Source organism: Streptomyces sp. NPDC006174, from assembly GCF_040614075.1.
Lineage (GTDB): Bacteria > Actinomycetota > Actinomycetes > Streptomycetales > Streptomycetaceae > Streptomyces.
In genome coordinates, this window is sequence record NZ_JBEXTJ010000001.1 from 284,695 (window position 1) to 300,486 (window position 15,792).

The 15,792-nt window shown below is 71.5% G+C and carries 15 protein-coding genes; 7 read left to right on the forward strand and 8 right to left on the reverse strand.

The window, feature by feature from the left end; all coding sequences use genetic code 11:
• Positions 1 to 45: 45 nt before the first annotated feature.
• Positions 46 to 759: a hemolysin III family protein gene (locus tag ABZ267_RS01310; RefSeq protein ID WP_356747090.1), complete on the reverse strand. Its 714-nt coding sequence runs from the start codon at positions 757 to 759 to the stop codon at positions 46 to 48.
• A 209-nt stretch (positions 760 to 968) separates the two neighbouring features.
• On the opposite strand from ABZ267_RS01310, the gene ABZ267_RS01315 reads away from it, so the two are divergent.
• Positions 969 to 2,792 (forward strand): phosphoenolpyruvate carboxykinase (GTP), encoded by a 1,824-nt coding sequence (locus ABZ267_RS01315; RefSeq protein WP_356747088.1) that lies wholly within the window; start codon positions 969 to 971, stop codon positions 2,790 to 2,792.
• 263 nt (positions 2,793 to 3,055) lie between these two features.
• Here the strand turns inward: ABZ267_RS01315 and ABZ267_RS01320 are convergent, their stop codons facing one another.
• The 3 genes from ABZ267_RS01320 to ABZ267_RS01330 all read right to left on the reverse strand — a co-directional run bounded on the left by ABZ267_RS01320 (position 3,056) and on the right by ABZ267_RS01330 (position 5,854).
• Positions 3,056 to 3,454: a hypothetical protein gene (locus ABZ267_RS01320; protein ID WP_356747086.1), complete on the reverse strand. Its 399-nt coding sequence runs from the start codon at positions 3,452 to 3,454 to the stop codon at positions 3,056 to 3,058.
• A 94-nt stretch (positions 3,455 to 3,548) separates the two neighbouring features.
• The gene (locus tag ABZ267_RS01325) at positions 3,549 to 4,763 is read right to left on the reverse strand and encodes a pyridoxal phosphate-dependent aminotransferase (RefSeq protein ID WP_356747084.1); all 1,215 of its coding nucleotides are present in this window, start codon (positions 4,761 to 4,763) and stop codon (positions 3,549 to 3,551) included.
• A 278-nt stretch (positions 4,764 to 5,041) separates the two neighbouring features.
• Positions 5,042 to 5,854, reverse strand: coding sequence for an arylamine N-acetyltransferase (locus ABZ267_RS01330; protein WP_356747082.1), 813 nt, complete (start codon positions 5,852 to 5,854; stop codon positions 5,042 to 5,044).
• A gap of 157 nt (positions 5,855 to 6,011) precedes the next feature.
• Between ABZ267_RS01330 and ABZ267_RS01335 the strand changes: the two genes are divergently transcribed.
• Positions 6,012 to 6,341 (forward strand): hypothetical protein, encoded by a 330-nt coding sequence (locus ABZ267_RS01335; RefSeq protein ID WP_356747080.1) that lies wholly within the window; start codon positions 6,012 to 6,014, stop codon positions 6,339 to 6,341.
• Between the two features lie 115 nt (positions 6,342 to 6,456).
• Here the strand turns inward: ABZ267_RS01335 and ABZ267_RS01340 are convergent, their stop codons facing one another.
• Positions 6,457 to 7,284 carry an NAD(P)-binding domain-containing protein gene (locus ABZ267_RS01340; RefSeq protein WP_356747078.1) on the reverse strand — a complete coding sequence of 276 codons (828 nt, stop codon included), beginning with the start codon at positions 7,282 to 7,284 and terminating at the stop codon, positions 6,457 to 6,459.
• Positions 7,285 to 7,513: 229 nt separating this feature from the next.
• On the opposite strand from ABZ267_RS01340, the gene ABZ267_RS01345 reads away from it, so the two are divergent.
• Positions 7,514 to 8,413: a serine protease gene (locus ABZ267_RS01345; RefSeq protein WP_356747077.1), complete on the forward strand. Its 900-nt coding sequence runs from the start codon at positions 7,514 to 7,516 to the stop codon at positions 8,411 to 8,413.
• Between the two features lie 55 nt (positions 8,414 to 8,468).
• Here the strand turns inward: ABZ267_RS01345 and ABZ267_RS01350 are convergent, their stop codons facing one another.
• Positions 8,469 to 9,278: a TetR/AcrR family transcriptional regulator C-terminal domain-containing protein gene (locus ABZ267_RS01350; protein ID WP_356747075.1), complete on the reverse strand. Its 810-nt coding sequence runs from the start codon at positions 9,276 to 9,278 to the stop codon at positions 8,469 to 8,471.
• Positions 9,279 to 9,368: 90 nt separating this feature from the next.
• On the opposite strand from ABZ267_RS01350, the gene ABZ267_RS01355 reads away from it, so the two are divergent.
• On the forward strand, positions 9,369 to 10,226 hold the full coding sequence (locus ABZ267_RS01355; RefSeq protein WP_356747073.1) for a siderophore-interacting protein: 858 nt from the start codon (positions 9,369 to 9,371) through the stop codon (positions 10,224 to 10,226).
• Positions 10,227 to 10,260: 34 nt separating this feature from the next.
• Here ABZ267_RS01355 and ABZ267_RS01360 read toward each other — a convergent pair whose 3' ends face one another.
• Both ABZ267_RS01360 and ABZ267_RS01365 read right to left on the reverse strand, forming a co-directional pair.
• Positions 10,261 to 11,880 carry a D-aminoacylase gene (locus tag ABZ267_RS01360; RefSeq protein ID WP_356747072.1) on the reverse strand — a complete coding sequence of 540 codons (1,620 nt, stop codon included), beginning with the start codon at positions 11,878 to 11,880 and terminating at the stop codon, positions 10,261 to 10,263.
• A 32-nt stretch (positions 11,881 to 11,912) separates the two neighbouring features.
• Complete coding sequence (locus tag ABZ267_RS01365; RefSeq protein ID WP_356747070.1) at positions 11,913 to 13,244, reverse strand: alanine racemase; 1,332 nt, start codon at positions 13,242 to 13,244, stop codon at positions 11,913 to 11,915.
• A gap of 91 nt (positions 13,245 to 13,335) precedes the next feature.
• Here ABZ267_RS01365 and ABZ267_RS01370 point away from each other — a divergent pair, with 91 nt between their 5' ends.
• The 3 genes from ABZ267_RS01370 to ABZ267_RS01380 are packed head-to-tail and all read left to right on the forward strand — an operon-like array spanning position 13,336 to position 15,743.
• Positions 13,336 to 14,565, forward strand: coding sequence for a sugar kinase (locus ABZ267_RS01370; protein ID WP_356747068.1), 1,230 nt, complete (start codon positions 13,336 to 13,338; stop codon positions 14,563 to 14,565).
• On the forward strand, positions 14,562 to 15,326 hold the full coding sequence (locus ABZ267_RS01375) for an IclR family transcriptional regulator (protein WP_356747066.1): 765 nt from the start codon (positions 14,562 to 14,564) through the stop codon (positions 15,324 to 15,326). Before ABZ267_RS01370 ends, ABZ267_RS01375 begins: the two co-directional genes overlap by 4 nt.
• Before the next feature lie 6 nt (positions 15,327 to 15,332).
• The gene (locus tag ABZ267_RS01380) at positions 15,333 to 15,743 is read left to right on the forward strand and encodes a RidA family protein (RefSeq protein WP_103509953.1); all 411 of its coding nucleotides are present in this window, start codon (positions 15,333 to 15,335) and stop codon (positions 15,741 to 15,743) included.
• The last annotated feature ends 49 nt before the right edge of the window (positions 15,744 to 15,792 follow it).

The following is a 15,792-nucleotide window of genomic DNA, read 5'->3' on the forward strand; positions in this document are numbered from 1 at the left end:
GATGGACAGGGGGCCGGTCGCCGCGTGTGGCCGGCCCCTTGTGTCCTATCCGTGCCGGTACGCCACGAGCGAGATGCCCACGTAGTGCGCCACGAACGCCGCGAGCGTCAGCGAGTGGAAGACCTCGTGGAAGCCGAACCAGCGCGGCGACGGGTTCGGCCGCTTGATGCCGTAGATCACGCCGCCCGCGCTGTAGAGCAGGCCGCCCACGATGACCAGCACCAGGACCGCGATGCCGCCCGTCCGCATGAAGTCGGGCAGGAAGAAGACCGCGGCCCAGCCCATCGCGATGTAGCACGGCGTGTAGAGCCAGCGCGGGGCGCCGACCCAGAAGACCCGGAACGCGATGCCCGCCGCCGCAGCCGCCCAGACCGCCCAGAGCAGCGGCCGTCCGGTGGATTCGGGCAGGAGCAGCAGGGTCAGCGGGGTGTAGGTCCCGGCGATGATCAGGAAGATGTTGGCGTGGTCCAGGCGGCGCAGCACCGCCTCCCCGCGCGGGCCCCAGGTGCCCCGGTGGTAGACCGCGCTCACGCCGAAGAGCAGACAGGCCGTCGCGATGTAGATGGCGCACGCGATCCGGCCGCGGGTGGTGTCGGTGAGAGCGATCAGGGTGATCCCGGCGATCAGCACCGCCGGGAACATGCCGGCGTGCAGCCAGCCGCGCATCCGGGGCTTGACGGGTACGGGGTCGAGTTCGACAGGGCCCGTGGTCGCCCCGGTCGGGGTTGTGGTCGCGGCGTCAGCAGCGGCGTCAGTCATATCCGCATGTTACCTACGCAACCGTAGGTAACGAATATGAGTGGCCATGCTCACGTGTGAGGCCCCCTGGACAGATGGGCGAAACGGTCGGATGATCAAATGAGTGCGGTCGGCACCGGATGAGCGCCAGGGGATCGAAGGGTACGAAGCATCCGGGTCGCAGCCCCCACGGGGCACCTGACAACACACACCCTCATCAAGGAGCGATCGTGGCGCGCGACATCGCGGCTCCCCTCACTGTCCCCACCCACCACCAGGAGCTGGTCTCCTGGGTCGAAGAGATCGCAGCCATCACCCAGCCCGACCGGGTGGTCTGGTGCGACGGCTCCGAGGCCGAGTACGAGCGCCTGTGCAGGGAGCTCGTCGCCAAGGGCACGTTCACCAAGCTGGACGAGATCAAGCGGCCGAACTCGTACTACGCCGCGTCCGACCCGAGCGATGTCGCCCGCGTCGAGGACCGTACGTTCATCTGCTCCAAGGAGGAGAAGGACGCGGGCCCGACCAACCACTGGAAGGACCCCGCCGAGATGCGGGAGATCTTCACCGGTGCCGACGGTGTGTTCCGCGGGTCCATGCGCGGGCGCACCATGTACGTCGTCCCCTTCTGCATGGGGCCCGTCGGCTCGCCGCTCTCCGCCATCGGCGTCGAGATCACCGACTCCGCGTACGTCGCCGTCTCCATGCGCACCATGACCCGGATGGGCCAGGCGGTCCTGGACGAGCTGGGCACCGACGGCTTCTTCGTGAAGGCCGTCCACACGCTGGGAGCGCCGCTGGCCGAGGGCCAGGAGGATGTCCCGTGGCCCTGCAACACCACCAAGTACATCTCGCACTTCCCCGAGGACCGCGAGATCTGGTCGTACGGCTCCGGCTACGGCGGCAACGCCCTGCTCGGCAAGAAGTGTTACGCGCTCCGCATCGCCTCCGTGATGGCCCGCGACGAGGGCTGGCTCGCCGAGCACATGCTGATCCTCAAGCTCACGCCGCCGCGTGGTGAGTCGAAGTACGTCGCTGCAGCCTTCCCGTCCGCCTGCGGCAAGACCAACCTCGCCATGCTGGAGCCGACCATTCCCGGCTGGACCGTGGAGACCATCGGCGACGACATCGCCTGGATGCGGTTCGGCGAGGACGGCCGCCTCTACGCGATCAACCCGGAGGCCGGCTTCTTCGGCGTCGCGCCCGGCACCGGCGAGCACACCAACGCCAACGCCATGAAGACGATGTGGGGCAACTCCGTCTTCACCAACGTGGCGCTGACGGACGACGGTGACGTCTGGTGGGAGGGCATGACGGAGGAGAAGCCCGCGCACCTCACGGACTGGAAGGGCAACGACTGGACGCCGGAGTCCGCCACGCCCGCCGCCCATCCCAACGCCCGCTTCACCGTCCCGGCCGGACAGTGCCCGATCATCGCGCCCGAGTGGGAGGACCCGAAGGGCGTGCCGATCTCGGCCATCCTCTTCGGCGGCCGCCGCGCCTCCGCCGTACCGCTGGTCACCGAGTCCTTCGACTGGCAGCACGGCGTCTTCCTCGGCGCCAACGTCGCCTCCGAGAAGACGGCGGCCGCCGAGGGCAAGGTCGGCGAGCTGCGCCGCGACCCGTTCGCCATGCTGCCGTTCTGCGGCTACAACATGGGCGACTACATGAACCACTGGGTCAAGGTCGGTGCCGACAAGGACCAGGCCAAGCTGCCGAAGATCTACTACGTGAACTGGTTCCGCAAGAACGAGGCCGGCACGTTCGTCTGGCCCGGCTTCGGTGAGAACAGCCGCGTCCTCAAGTGGATCGTGGAGCGGCTGGAAGGCAAGGGCGAGGGCGTCGAGACGCCGATCGGCATCCTGCCGGCCAAGGGCGCGCTCGACACCGAGGGCCTGGACCTCTCCGAGGCCGACCTCGACTTCCTGCTCACGGTCGACAAGGAGGTCTGGCGCGAGGAGGCCGCCCTGGTCCCCGAGCACCTCAACACCTTCGGCGACCACACGCCCAAGGAGCTGTGGGACGAGTACCGCGCGCTGGTGGAGCGGCTGGGCTGAGCCCGTACGTCCGCTCGGCCTGCTGAACTCCGCGGCCGGGTCCATCGGAGATCCGCCCTGACCTGTGGAATCGACGATCCGCCGCGGTACGGGGCCTGTCGTCGCAGACGGCCCCGGGTGTCCCCGACCAAGGACGCCCGCCCGGCCCCCGGAACCCCCTCAGGTTCCGGGGGCCGGTCTCGTTCCGGGGCCGGGCTGATTCCGGAGCGTGAGAGGCCGTGGCGCCCGGTCCGCGCGCCCTGGCGGCACGCGGACCGGGGCCGTCAGTGGGCGCCGACCAGCTGCCCGGAGGCGGTGGTGTCGGCGAGGGCCTCGGTGTGGGCGTCCATCCGCTGCGCGGAGAGGATGGCGGCGGTGGTGTCGGCGCGGGACGCGGCCACCACCAGCGCGCGGCCCGCCAAGGCGTGGGCGCGGCGGTGCAGGGACGCCGGAGCGGCGTCGGTGAGGGCGGCGTGGCGGGCGGGCGGAGCGCCGCGCAGCCGTGCCACCTGTTCGGCGATGCGGTCGCCGGCCGGGCCGAGGCCGAGTTCGTCGGTGACCGCGAGGAGCGCGGCGAGATGTCCCGCGAGCTGGATGTCCAGCTCCTCCTCGCGGCTGCGGTGCGGAAAGTCCGCGTCGTCGGCCGGGCTGTGGACCGATGGGGTGCGGATCGGCTCGTACATGGATGGCCTCCCGGTGATGCTGGGTGTCCATCCTACATTGGATCGAGTCTAAGTTTGTGCCCGATCCGGCCATCGATGCTCGAGGACGACAGGCCTACGGCTGGCCGTAACCGTCCAGGAACGTGCCGATCCGCGTCACCGCGTCCCGCAGCTCCTCCGTCGCCGGCAGCGTCACGATGCGGAAGTGGTCGGGCTCCGGCCAGTTGAACCCCGTACCCTGCACGACCATGATCTTCTCGGCCCGCAGCAGGTCCAGCACCATCTGCCGGTCGTCCTTGATCTTGTAGACCCTCGGGTCGAGCCGCGGGAAGAGGTACAGCGCGCCCTTCGGCTTCACGCAGGTCACTCCGGGGATCGACGTCAGCAGGTCGTACGCCGTGTCCCGCTGCTCCAGGATCCGGCCGCCCGGCAGCACCAGGTCCTCGATCGACTGCCGGCCGCCGAGCGCGGTGGCCACGGCGTGCTGGGAGGGCATATTGGCGCAGAGCCGCATGTTGGCCAGGATCGTGAGCCCCTCGATGTACGAGGTGGCGTGCGCCTTCGGGCCGCAGACCGCCAGCCAGCCGGAGCGGAAGCCGGCCACTCGGTAGTTCTTCGAGAGCCCGTTGAAGGTCAGCACCATCAGGTCCGGGGCCAGCGCCGCCGTCGGAGTGTGGGTCGCGCCGTCGTACAGGATCCGGTCGTAGATCTCGTCGGAGCAGACGATCAGGTTGTGGCGCCGGGCGATCTCGGTGAGACCGCGCAGCATCTCGTCGTCGTACACCGCGCCGGTCGGATTGTTCGGGTTGATGATCACCAGGGCCTTGGTGCGGTCGGTGATCTTCCGCTCGATGTCCGCCAGGTCCGGCATCCAGTCGGCCTGCTCGTCGCACCGGTAGTGCACGGCCGTCCCGCCGGCCAGCGAGACCGACGCCGTCCACAGGGGATAGTCCGGAGCCGGTACGAGGACCTCGTCGCCGTCGTCGAGCAGCGCCTGCATCGACATCTGGATCAGCTCGGAGACGCCGTTGCCGAGGTAGACGTCCTCGACGTCGAGGTCGTCGATCCCCTTGGTCTGGTAGTGCTGCACCACCGCGCGCCGCGCCGGGAGCAGGCCCTTCGCGTCGCCGTAGCCGTGCGCGCCCGAAAGGTTCCGGAGGATGTCCTCGAGGATCTCCGGCGGGCACTCGAAGCCGAACGCGGCCGGATTGCCCGTGTTGAGCTTGAGGATGCGCTGACCGGCCGCTTCGAGCCGCATCGCCTCCTCCAGCACGGGGCCCCGGATCTCGTAACAGACGTTGGCGAGCTTGGTGGACTGGATGACCTGCATGTCCGCGAGCTTACGGCCGCGTTTCGCGCGGTGCGCGGAGATTGCGCCGTCCTCGCGACCTCCGCTCCGGCCCGCCGCCACGCTCCGGCTTCCATCGGCAAGGCCGCCCCGGCCCCGGACCGTGGGATCGTCCGGTCGGGGCGGGGCCGCGGCTTGGAAAGGCCGGAAAGGAGCGCGGGCGGGCGCGGCGGGTGAGATGCGCCACGCGGGGGTGACCTCGGTTGCCGGGTGCGGTCACTCCGGCAGTCGGGTGCGGTCACTCCGGCAGTCGGGTGCGGTCACTCCGGCAGTCGGGCGCCCTCCGGTAGCCGGATGCCGAAGTCGTCCGCCAGGACCCGCAACGCCTCGTCGCCGTCCTTCAGCCGCCGTTCCTTGACCGTGCCGTCGTCGGCCGTCTCCACCAGGTCCAGCCCGGCCAGCGACAGGTGCGAGCCGATCCGGGTGCGCTGCGCGTACACCGCCTGCCGGAACGGCGAGTTCGGGTGCGTCGCGACGTGCCAGTTCATCATCTCGTAGTCCGGCGCCTCGAACGGCTCCAGCGTGAACGAGTGCTGCGGTTCCCACGAGCCGCCCTTGTCCGCCTGCAGCTCCCACGTCGGCAGCGGGCCGTCGTGCGCGACGTGGACGAGCCGGTGGTGGCGCGGGGCGTCGAACAGCTCGGCGCCCTCGACCAGCTCGATGGGCTCCAGCAAGGCGCCGGTCGCCCCGAAGCCGACGTCCGCCAGATACGGGTGCGGATCACCCTCCACGTCCACCTGGAGCAGCATGTGCGAACGTGGCCGGATGTCCCCCGGCGCCGCACCCAGCATCACGCGGGCCGTCAGCGGCGTCACGGAGAAGCCGATCTGCCGCAGGACGGCGGCGAAGAGGGTGCCGTGCTCGAAGCAGTACCCGCCGCGCCCGCCGCGCACGAGCTTCGCCTCCAGGTCGTCGAGCGCCAGCGACGGAGCGGAGCCGAGGACGGCGTCCAGGTTCTCGAACGGGATGCCGGACAGATGGGCGCGGTGCAGGGACCGCAGCACCTCACGTGTGGGGCGGAGGTTCCCGGTCCAGCCGATACGGGCGACGTACGCGTCGAGGTCGAGTGTCATACGCCGACCGTACGCAGCCGGGGCGCGGTCGTGCCTCCGGCTGCGGACCGAAGTGCGCGTCCGGAGGGTCTCGGTCTCTGGACCGAGGCCCTCCGCGGGCTGCTCAGATCTTACTCAACTCCGGTGAGAGCCGGGCCGACTCGGGTAACGGTGGACCATGAGCCTGTTCCGGAAGCCGCAGCCCCTCGCCGTACTCGTCGTCCGCGACGCCCCCGATGTCGTCGCCGCTCTTCGGCGTGCGCTGGAGACCGCCACGGACGCCGAGCGCCCCGGACTGGAGCACGCCCTGGTCCTGGCCGAGGACTCCGCCGGGCGCCCGGACGCGGAGCTGCGCGGCCGGTGGGTGCGCCGGCGGCTCGCCGCCGCCGGGCACGAGGGGCCGGCGGACTCCGTGGAGGCCATCAAGATCCTGCGCCAGGCCGAGCCCGGACTGACGCTGCTCCAGGCGGTGACGTTCGCGAAGGAGGCCGCGGCGACGGAGGCCTGACCTGGACGGGGCGGACGGGCGGACGGGCAGACGCCTGACCCGAGCGGGCCGGACGGGCCGGGCTTCCGCCCGGGACGGCCCGGAACCGCCCGGTCCGCATCGTCGCCCCGGACCGTCACATGCCGTTCATCGAGCCCGCCGACGCGATCAGCAGCGCCGTGTCGACGCCCTGCTCCTGGGCCGTACGGAGCAGCGTCGCGTCTCCCGACTCCGCCACGGCCGCGCTGGTCGGGTCCTCCGGCACAGGCCCGCCCGCGTACGCCGCCGTCGCCGGTGCCATCGCCGTGAGCCAGTCCGCAACCAGCGCGCCGAACGCCTTCTGGTCGATCCCGGCGTCCGCCACCAGCGCGGCCGCGTGCCGGGCCCCGGCGAACATGGCGTTCATCGCGCTGAGCAGCGCCACGTCGTACAGCGCGGCGAGGCCGAACTCCTCACCGACGTACCGGGTGGCGGCCGGCACGGCCAGCACCTCGCGGCGGGCGTCGAAGACCTCGCGCGAGCCGCTGTAGAAGACGTAGCCGCCGGCCTCCGGCACGCCGATCATCGGCGGAATGGCCATGATCCCGCCGTCCAGGAAGCGGGCGCCGCGCTCGGCCGCCCAGGCCGCACGGTCACGGGACTCAGCCGGCGTTGAGGTGGTGAGGTCGACCAGGTCCTTGCCGGTGAGGTCGGCGTCGGCCAGCGCCGCGCGGACCGACGCGTCATCGAGCAGACAGGTGACGACGAGCGGGCTCGCGGCCACCGCCTCCGCCGCCGTCCCGGCCACCCGCGCGCCTTCGCGCGCCAGTTCGGCGCCGCGGCCCGGGCTGCGGTTCCAGACGGTCAGAGGGTGCCCGGCGGCGAGCCAGGTGCGGGCGAGCGCGGTGCCCATGGCGCCGAGGCCGAGCAGGGTGACAGGGGTGGGAGAGGTGGATGCGGTCGGTGCCGCTGTGGTGTCGGACATGAGACCAGGCTGGTCGACCGGGCCGGGAGAGATCAAGTACGCACATATGAGTGGGTGTTACCCGGTGATCGCTGACCGGCCGGAGGTAGGGAGGCGGGCCCGGCTTCTTGGGCGGGCCGCCGCGGCCGGAAACGGCCCCTTGTGACGGCCGGACATCTGCACCACCATGCGCATGTCAAAAGCCGGAAGATCTCCGGCCCTTGGCATCACTGGAGGGGACCCCCCCCACATGAACAAGCCTCTCAGCGGTGCGTTTCTTGCTGCCCTGCTCCTGGGAGCGGGCGCCGCGCCCGCCGTCGCGGCCGGTCCGGTCGCGGGCCCGGGTGGCGCTGTGGCCGAAACCGCACCCAAGGCCACGACCGGCGGATCGGCGACCGATTCCGCCGCCGAGGCGAAGGCCGTGACCTTCGCCGGGACCGTCGCGCTGAGCAACTGTTCGGGCTCCGTGGTCCGTTCGCCCGACTCCGCACCGACCGACCCCGCGCTCGTGCTCTCCAACGGCCACTGCCTGGAGACCGGCTTCCCGGGCCCCGGCGAGGTGCTCGTCGACCGGCCGTCCACGCGGACGTTCACGCTGCTCGACGCCTCGGGCAACGGCCTCGGCACGCTGAAGGCGAGCAAGATCGCGTACGGCACCATGACCGACACCGACCTCTCGCTCTACGAACTCACCTCCACCTACGAGCAGATAGAGACCGGTTACGGCATCGAGGCGCTGGAGCTGGAGACCGCGCACCCGGTCGCGGGCACCGCCATCACCGTCGCCTCCGGCTACTGGAAGCGCACCTACAGCTGCGACATCGACGGCTTCGTCCACCAGCTCAAGGAAGGCCGGTGGACCTGGAAGGACTCGGTCCGCTACACGCCGGAGTGCCGGACCATCGGCGGTACGTCGGGTTCGCCGGTGATCGACGACGCCACCGGGAAGGTGGTCGCCGTCAACAACACCGGTAACGAGAGCGGCCGGGAGTGCACGGACAACAACCCGTGCGAGGTCGACGAGAACGGCGAGGTGACCGTGCGCGAAGGCGTCAACTACGCCCAGCAGACGTACGACATGGTCCCGTGCATCGGCACCGGCAACAAGATCGACCTGGACCGCGAGGGCTGCGGGCTGCCGAAGCCGTAGTCGTACGCCGTAGCCGTACCGGGTGCGTAGGCACGCCGGGCGGTCCTGACCTCCCTCAGGACCGCCCGGCGCGCGCCGCCTCGATCCCGTCCAGCAGCACTCCGAGTCCCACCCGGAACGTCTCCCGCGCCTCCCGCTCCGGATACGGCATCGCGTCCTGGCCGTCGTGCGCGTCATACGGTTCCGGCGCTCCGTCCCGCTCCAGCCGGATCACCGCCGGAAAGCGTTCCGCGAAGTCCGGCACCAGCTCCGTGAGGGCCGCCGAGCGCGCCGCCCACCACTCCTCGTCGGAGCTCCCGGTCGCCGTCGCGGCCCGCCGCGCGTCCGCCACCGTCCGCGCCGAGCCCTGCACCAGCGGGAACAGCGTCCCCACCAGCCGCCGCACCGTCCCGGCCGCCAGCCCGGTCGCGCCGAGCAGCCGGACGAGCGTGTCCAGGTTCGCGTACTCGTGCGGGCCCAGCACCGGCCGCGCCTGCGACACCTGGAGCACCCACGGGTGGCGGACGTAAAGCTCCAGGACCTCGCCGGCCCACGCGGTGACCGGCGCCCGCCAGTTCTCCGACTCCGGGTACGTGGAAGGGAGTTCGGCGTGGACCGCGTCGTACATCAGGTCCAGCAGCTCGCTCTTGCCCGGAACGTGCGTGTAGAGCGCCATCGCCGTCCGCCCGAGCCGCTCGCCGACGGCCCGCATCGACAGGGCCGCCATGCCGTCCTCGTCCGCGACCGCGACGGCCGCCGCAACGATGGCGTCCACACTCAGCCGGGGCTTGGGCCCGGGGCCGACGCGCGGCGGTGCGGCGACCTCCGCGCGCCAGAGCAGCGAGAGGGAGCGGCGGGCGTCACCCTGCCCGGCGAAGACCACCACTTGCGACTCCTTACGCCATAAAGTAACTTCGGCCGGACCGTACGGGAAAGCTTTATGTCGTAAAGATATCAGGGAGAGGGGCTGCGGCTCATGGGTCAGGCCATGCCGGTCAGCTATGTACGGGTCACCGGAGTCGAACGCATCACGCCGCGCACCGCCCGGGTCGCCTTCACCGGCGACGCGCTGCCCGGCCTCCTGGAGGACCGCCCCGACCAGCAGATGAAGCTGTGCCTGCCGCGCGAGGGCCGGAGCGTGGAGGAGGGGCTGCTGCCGGAGCGGGACGCCGAGGACACGTACGGCATGCGGTGGTACGAGGCGTTCCTCGCGATCCCGGAGGCGCGGCGGCCCTGGCTGCGCGGCTTCACCGTCCGCTCCTACGACCGCGAACGCAACGCGATGGCCGTCGACTTCGTGCTGCACGGCGACGTCGGGCCCGCCGCGCGCTGGGGTGCGGCCGCCCGGCCCGGTGACGTGCTCGGCATGGTCGGCCCGTCGTCCCTCTACGCCCGCCCGCTGCCCGCCGACGCCCGCAGGATGCTGCTCGGCGGGGACGAGTCGGCGCTTCCCGCGATCGCCACGGTGCTGGAGGCGCTGCCGGCCGCGACCAGCGCACTCGTGTACGCCGAGGTCGCGGACGCGGCGGAGGAGCGCGAGCTGCCGGCCGCCGCCGGAGGGACCGAGGTGCGCTGGGTGCACCGGGACCCAGGCGGCTCGCTGGTGGCGGCGGTACGGGACGCCGGAGCGGACCTCGACGGCGTGGACGCGGCCTGGATGGCGGGTGAGGCGTCGGCGGTGCGGGCGCTCCGCCGCCATCTGGTGGCGGAGCGCCAACTGCCCAAGGAAGCAGTTGAGTTCAGCGGCTACTGGCGGCGCGCGCTCACCCAGGACGACGCCCCGACCGAGGAGGACCTGGCCTGGGCGGCGGAGCGCGCCGCCGACGCCTCGTGAAGGGCCCTGGGCGCCGACGCCTCGTAGCGGATGTTCAGGCGGCTCCCGCGCCTCGCACCGCCCGTCCCGCCAGCACCGACGTACGCCGGCCCTCCTCGATGACGAAGCGCCCGTCGATCAGGACGTGCGGGATGCCCACCGGCAGCGTGCGCGGCTCCGCGAACGTGGAGCCCGCCGCCACCGTCTCCGGGTCGAAGAGCACCAGGTCCGCGCGGTAGCCCTCGCGCACCAGGCCCCGGTCCGCCAGCCGCAGCCGGGCGGCCGGGCGCGAGGTCAGGTGGGCCACGCACTCCTCCAGCGAAAGGATGCCCAACTCCCGTGCGTACCGCCCGAGATACTGCGGGAATGTGCCGTACGCCCTCGGGTGCGGCTTGTCGCCTTGCAGGATGCCGTCGCTGCCGCCGGTGTGCACCGGATGGCGCATGATCTGCTGGACGTTCTCCTCATGGCCCACGTGCTGGAGGATCGTCGTCCCGAGCCGGTCCTCGGTGAGCAGTCGCCGCGCGGTCACCCAGGGCTCCTCGCCGCGCAGCTTCGCCGACTCCGCCACCGTACGGCCCACGTACTCGGCCAGGTGCGGCACGCTGACGCCGGAGATCTCGATGGTGTCCCACTCGATCGGCACCCCGTGGCAACCGTCCGAGCCGAGCACCTCCAGGTGGTGGCGTATCTTCTCCGCGCTCGCCGCGTCCGCGAGCCGGGTGAGGACGGACTCCGGGCCGCCTTCACCCGCCCAACTCGGCAGCATGGCCACGAGTGTTGTGCAGCCAGGCGTGTACGGGTAGGTGTCGAGCGAGATGTCGGCCCCGGCGGCCAGCGCGCCGTCGAGCAGGGCCAGCAGGTCCGGCGCCTTGCCTTTGTTCACGCCGAAGTTCATGGTCGCGTGGGCGAGATGGAGCGCGCAGCCGGCGTTGCGGGTCAGCTGCACCATCTCCTCGTACGCTTCGAGCGCACCGGCTCCGTAACTGCGGTGGTGCGGGCAGTAGTAGCCGTCGTGACGGGCCACCACCCGGCAGAGTTCGGTGAGTTCGGCGTCGTCCGCGTACATCCCGGGCGTGTAGGTCAGCCCGGACGACATGCCGACCGCGCCTTCCCGCATGCCTTGGTCCACCAGCTCCTTCATCCGGGCCAGTTCGGCGTCGCCGGCCGGGCGGTCGTCCCAGCCGACGGCGTACATCCGTACCGTGCCCTGCGGGATCAGGTAGGCCGCGTTGACCGCGATGCCCTCGCCGCCGAAGTTGCGGTCCAGGCGGTCCAGATAGCCGCCGACCGTGCGCCAGTCGAAGTCGATGTCGGAACCGTCGCCGTTCCAGCCGGTGATGGAACGGCGGACCTCGGCGAGCGTACGGTCGTCGGCCGGAGCGTACGACAGACCGTCCTGGCCGAGCACTTCGAGCGTGACGCCCTGCGCCGCCTTTGCGCTGTGCTCCGGGTCGCGCAGCAGCGCCAGATCGCTGTGGGCGTGCATGTCGATGAAGCCGGGAGCCAGCGCGAGGCCGTCGGCGTCGACCGTGCGGGTGGCGGTGGGACGGGGGCCGGGAGAGCCCTCGCGGTGGATCTCGGCGATCCGGCCGCCGTCGACCGCCACATCGGCGCGGTAGGACGGCTCGCCGGTGCCGTCGACGACGAGCGCGTCGCGCAGGACCAGGTCCATGGATGGCCTTTCGGAGCGGTGGAGTTGGCGGCTCAGAAGAACGTGCGGATGTAGTCGCTGACCGTGCCGTCCGCCTCGACCAGCGGGATGAGCTGCCACTTGTCGAAGCTCGTGCACGGGTGCGAGAGGCCCATCCCGACCCAGTCGCCGACCTCCAGCTCGGCGCCCGCCTCCGTACGGACCCAGGTGTGCTGGTCGGAGAGGCCGGTGACCGTGATGCCGGTGGCGGGCCGCACCGAGCCGTCCCGGCCGGAGCGGACGACCTGCGCCTCGGGAAGGTCCAGGTCGTAGGCCGCGTCCCGCTTGCCGGCGTTCAGGAACGCCTGCTCGCCGGTCGGGCGCGAGACGACCTGCGCCCAGAGGCGGAACGCCGGCTCCAACGCGCCTTCTTCAGGAACCCTGTTGAACGGTGTCAGGTGCTTGTAGTGGCCGTCGTCGTGCGACACGTACGCGCCGGAGCGGAGCAACTTCAGTACGGGCGAGCTGAGTTCGGGAATCTCGGCGAAGACGTCCGCCACCGCGTCGAACCAGGCGCTGCCGCCCGCGCTGATCACGATCTCCTCGGCGCCGGTGAACCGCTTCTCGGTGTCGAAGGCGGCGGCGAGCTGGACGAGGCGCCGCAGCCACTCCCGTACGCGCTCCGGATCGGCGTCCGGCACCTCGCCCTCGTACCCGGCCACGCCGACCAGCCGCAGCGACCCGGCCACCGCCACCGCGTCGGCCACCGCCACGCAGTCGGCCTCCGTACGCGCGCCGGTGCGCGCGCCGTCGCCCGCGCCGAGCTCCACGACCACGTCGACGGGACGGGTGGCGCCTGCCGCGCTCAGGGCCTCCTCCATCAGCTCGACCCCGCGCACGGAGTCGACGTAACAGATGAAGCGGAACTCCGGGTCGGCGCTCATCTCGCCGGCCAGCCAGCGCAGCGCGACCGGGTCGACCAGCTCGTTGGCGAGGAAGATCCGGCCGATCCCGTACGCACGGTAGACGCGGGCCTGGTGCGGCACGGCGGCCGTGATGCCCCAGGCGCCGCGCTTCAGCTGGTCCGCGAAGAGCTGCGGGGACATGGAGGTCTTGCCGTGCGGGGCGAAGGCGAGGCCGTGGCGTTCGGCGTACGTCTCCAGCAGCGCGAGGTTGTGCTCGACCGACTCGGCGGAGAGCGCGAGGACCGGCGTGGTGAAGCCGCCGGTGAAGAGGTTGCGGCGCTCGGCGGCGAGCGTGGAGACGGTCAGGCCTTCGGCGTCGGGCGGGAGCGCCTTGAAGCGGTGGTCGACGCGCTCTTCGGCGAGGGAGGCGGTGAGGGAGGTGGGGCGTTCGGCGGCCAAGGGGAGCTCCTCGAAGTCTGTTGCAACATATGCAACACCCATTGCGTATATCGCTCAACGCTGTCTAACATCCGAGCCGATGCCCGGTCAATGGTGACCACCGGCCCGCACGCCGATCAGCGAGGAGCCTTCAGTGTCCGGACCCGCAGCAGGGACGGCCCGCGCCGACACGACCGCCGAGGTCGTCTGTCTCGGCGAGTCCATGGTGACGTTCCTGCCCTCGCAGCCCGGCCGCCTCGCCGATGTGCCGTCCTTCGGGCGGGGGATCGGAGGCGCCGAGTCCAACGTGGCCTGCGCGCTCGCCGCCGCCGGGCACCGGGCGGCCTGGGTCGGCCGGGTCGGAGCGGACGGCTTCGGTGACCATCTGGTCGAGACGATCGCGGGGTACGGGGTCGATACGTCGGCCGTGCGGCGGGATCCGGTGCGTCCGACGGGGATCTACTTCCGTACGGCGACGGATCGCGGGGCGGGTGCGCACGAGGTGGCGTACTACCGAGCGGGGTCGGCGGCGTCCGCGATGTCGCCGGCGAACGTGCCGTACGAGGAACTCTTCGCGGGCCGCGTGCTGCACCTGTCCGGGATCACGGCGGCGTTGTCGGCGGACTGTCTGGAGCTGTTGCGGGAGCTGACGGCTGCGCGTCCTGGCCGTCCGCTGGTGTCGTTCGACGTGAACCATCGGCCGCACTTGTGGCGGGGCGGTCAGGCTGACGCGTCCGTGCTGCTGGAGCTGGCCCGTCGGGCCGATCTGGTGTTCGTGGGCGAGGACGAGGCGGAGGAGGCGTGGGGGATCGTGGGCGCGGAGGCGATCCGGGCGGCGGTTCCCGAGCCTTCGGTGGTGGTCGTGAAGCGGGGGAGCGCGGGCGCGACGGTGTTCGCCTCGGGGCTCCGCCCCGGACCCCGCTCCTCAAACGCCAGAGGGGCTGAGATTGCCCCGGCCTCGCGCTCCACGGAGGACGGAGGGGCTGAAGTTGCCCCGGCCTCGCGCTCCACGGAGGACGGAGGGGCTGAAGTTGCCCCGGCCTCGCGCTCCACGGAAGGCACCGGGGCTGAGAACGCCCCCGACACCGTCACCCACGTCCCCGCCCTCCACGTCGACGTCGTCGCCGCCGTCGGCGCGGGCGACGCGTTCGCCGCCGGGTTTCTCTCCGCGACCCTGCGCGGACTGTCCGTACGGGACCGGGTCCGGCACGGGCATCTCATGGCCGCCGCCGTCCTCACCGTCCCCGGCGACCTCACCGAACCGCCCGCCCGCGACCACGCCGACCGCCTCGTCGCCCTCGACGACGAGGCCTGGGGGAGACTTCGTCTCGGCCCCGGCTGGACCGCAGCCGACCGGGCCGACGAGGAGGTACGTACGCCATGAGCCAGACCGTCGACCGGGCACTCAGCATCCTGCCGCTGCTCGCCCAGGGCCCTGCCGACCTCGGCCAGGTCGCCGAGCGGCTCGGCGTCCACAAGTCCACGGCGCTGCGGCTGCTGCGTACGCTCCACGAGCACGGCCTCGTCTACCGTCAGCAGGACCAGCGCTACCGCCTCGGCGCCCGGCTCTTCGCGCTCGCGCAGGAGGCCGTCGAGAACCTCGACGTACGCGAGATCGCCCATCCGCACCTGGTCGAGCTGAACGACCGGTGCGGGCACACCGTGCACCTCGCCGTCTACGAGGAGCAGGAAGTCCTCTACATCGACAAGGTCGAGAGCCGCTATCCGGTCAGGATGTACTCGCGGATCGGGAAGCCGGTGGCGATCACCGTGGCGGCCGTGGCGAAGCTGCTGCTCGCCGACCTCACCGACCCCGAGCGGCGCGCGATCGCGGAGAAGCTCGACTACCCCATGTACACGTCCCGTTCGACGCCGAACGCGGCCGCCTTCCTCAAGGAGCTGGCCGTCGTGCGCGAACAGGGCTGGGCCACCGACCTCGGTGGCCACGAGGAGTCCATCAACTGCGTCGGCGCCCCGATCCGGGGCGCGGACGGGCGGGTCGTCGCGGCCATGTCGGTGTCCGCACCGAACGTGGTCGTCACGGCCGAGGAACTCCTCACCCTCCTCCCGCTGGTCCGGCGCACCGCCGAGACCATCAGCCGGGAGTACTCAGGATCCGGCACCAACCGACCCAAGAAAGTCTGATCAGCCATGACCGAGAAGACCGCCCTCACCCCCTCCACCCACACCACGCCGCCGGCGAAGTTCTCGCACGGCGTGAAGAAGGGGAACATCCTCCAGGTCGCCGGCCAGGTCGGCTTCCTCCCGGCCGTCGAGGGCCAGGCCCCGACGCCCGCCGGCCCCACCCTGCGCGAGCAGACCCTCCAGACCTTCGCCAACGTCAAGGCGATCCTGGAGGAGGGCGGTGCGAGCTGGGACGACGTGATGATGATGCGCGTCTACCTCACGGACGTGGACCACTTCGCGGAGATGAACGAGATCTACAACACGTACTTCGCCGAGCAGAACCTGAAGGAGGCGCCGTCGGCCCGTACGACGGTCTACGTCGGCCTGCCGAAGGGGCTGCTGATCGAGATCGACGCGCTCGCGGTGCTGAGCTGACGGTTCCGGCTCGGCTGACGACTCCAGCTCCGCTGACCGTTCCCGCTTC

Excerpts from the sequence above, each read along its gene's own strand:
- ABZ267_RS01310 (WP_356747090.1), bottom strand. The coding sequence starts at position 759 with ATGACTGACGCCGCTGCTGACGCCGCGACCACAACCCCGACCGGGGCG.
- ABZ267_RS01320 (WP_356747086.1), bottom strand. The coding sequence starts at position 3,454 with ATGTACGAGCCGATCCGCACCCCATCGGTCCACAGCCCGGCCGACGAC.
- ABZ267_RS01325 (WP_356747084.1), bottom strand. The coding sequence starts at position 4,763 with ATGCAGGTCATCCAGTCCACCAAGCTCGCCAACGTCTGTTACGAGATC.
- ABZ267_RS01330 (WP_356747082.1), bottom strand. The coding sequence starts at position 5,854 with ATGACACTCGACCTCGACGCGTACGTCGCCCGTATCGGCTGGACCGGG.
- ABZ267_RS01335 (WP_356747080.1), top strand. The coding sequence starts at position 6,012 with ATGAGCCTGTTCCGGAAGCCGCAGCCCCTCGCCGTACTCGTCGTCCGC.
- ABZ267_RS01340 (WP_356747078.1), bottom strand. The coding sequence starts at position 7,284 with ATGTCCGACACCACAGCGGCACCGACCGCATCCACCTCTCCCACCCCT.
- ABZ267_RS01345 (WP_356747077.1), top strand. The coding sequence starts at position 7,514 with ATGAACAAGCCTCTCAGCGGTGCGTTTCTTGCTGCCCTGCTCCTGGGA.
- ABZ267_RS01355 (WP_356747073.1), top strand. The coding sequence starts at position 9,369 with ATGGGTCAGGCCATGCCGGTCAGCTATGTACGGGTCACCGGAGTCGAA.
- ABZ267_RS01360 (WP_356747072.1), bottom strand. The coding sequence starts at position 11,880 with ATGGACCTGGTCCTGCGCGACGCGCTCGTCGTCGACGGCACCGGCGAG.
- ABZ267_RS01365 (WP_356747070.1), bottom strand. The coding sequence starts at position 13,244 with ATGGGTGTTGCATATGTTGCAACAGACTTCGAGGAGCTCCCCTTGGCC.
- ABZ267_RS01375 (WP_356747066.1), top strand. The coding sequence starts at position 14,562 with ATGAGCCAGACCGTCGACCGGGCACTCAGCATCCTGCCGCTGCTCGCC.
- ABZ267_RS01380 (WP_103509953.1), top strand. The coding sequence starts at position 15,333 with ATGACCGAGAAGACCGCCCTCACCCCCTCCACCCACACCACGCCGCCG.